The following is a 675-nucleotide window of genomic DNA, read 5'->3' as shown; positions in this document are numbered from 1 at the left end:
GCAGTTATTTGACGATCAGGCCGTAGATTACGACCGGTGGTACCAGACCCCGGCCGGCCGTCTGATTGATGCTATCGAAAAGGAAGCTGTTTTTTCTTACCTGCGGCCGCAGGCCGGCATAACCGTGCTGGATATCGGCTGCGGGACGGGCAATTATTCCCTGGCCCTGGCCCGGTTGGGGATGCGGGTAACCGGTGTGGACATCTCGCCCGGCATGCTGGCCCGGGCGCGGGCCAAAGCAGCGGTGGCGGGGCTGGCGGTTGCCTTTTTGCCGGCCGATGCCCAAAAACTGCCTTTTCCGGATAACTCTTTTGCCGCCGCCATTTCGGTGACGACGCTGGAATTCGTGCCTGATCTTGCCGCCGTCTTAAAGGAGGCTCACCGGGTATTGCAGCCCGGCGGCCGGTTGGTGGCGGCCCTGCTTGGCCGGGACAGCGCCTGGGGCCGTTATTACCGCGAAAAAGCAAGCCGCAGTCCGGATAGCGTTTTCAACCACGCCCGCCTTTATACCTTGCCCGAACTCAAAGCAGCCATGCCGGGTAAAAACGTCCGCGCCCGGTCCGTGCTGTTCATCCCGCCGGGCTTTGACTTCTCCCGGGAGCGGGACGCACGGGAGTTGGAAGCGGCCGGCGCCGGCCGGGAGGACGGCGGATTTATTTGCGCGGTGTCGGAGAA

1 protein-coding gene is annotated in these 675 nt (G+C 63.1%); it reads left to right on the top strand.

Annotated features, from left to right (window positions below; translation table 11 throughout):
- On the top strand, positions 1-675 hold a 675-nt coding region (locus tag A6M21_RS07500; RefSeq protein ID WP_066667493.1), incomplete at both ends, for a class I SAM-dependent methyltransferase.

It is taken from the genome of Desulfotomaculum copahuensis, from assembly GCF_001655685.1.
Lineage (GTDB): Bacteria > Bacillota > Desulfotomaculia > Desulfotomaculales > Desulfovirgulaceae > Desulfotomaculum_G > Desulfotomaculum_G copahuensis.
Note: the sequence above shows the minus strand (reverse complement) of the source record. Positions and strands in the feature narration are given on the sequence as shown.